At 46.4% G+C, this 293-nt stretch carries 1 tRNA gene; it reads right to left on the reverse strand.

The window, feature by feature from the left end:
* Nucleotides 1-153 precede the first annotated feature (153 nt).
* Nucleotides 154-229: transfer RNA gene (locus OGY37_RS00300), tRNA-Glu, on the reverse strand.
* Nucleotides 230-293: the final 64 nt, after the last annotated feature.

A 293-nucleotide genomic window follows, 5' to 3' on the forward strand; every position in this document is an offset into this window, starting at 1 on the left:
GCTTTTCATTTCTTATTACGGAGAAATGAAACAGTGTGTCGTTTCAATTTTCAGCTTGATCCAGATTTTTAAAGAGCAAATATCTCAAACGTGACTCGGAAGTCAGTTTTGAGATACTTCGGTCGGCGACTTTCACTCACACATACCAGCAAGTGGCGTCCCCTAGGGGATTCGAACCCCTGTTACCGCCGTGAAAGGGCGGTGTCCTGGGCCTCTAGACGAAGGGGACACTGAAGTCTCAATCGCAAGACGCCTTGCTATTTACTTTTCATCAGACAATCTGTGTGAGCACT

This window comes from Citrobacter sp. Cpo030 (assembly GCF_030333005.1).
GTDB lineage: Bacteria > Pseudomonadota > Gammaproteobacteria > Enterobacterales > Enterobacteriaceae > Citrobacter > Citrobacter portucalensis.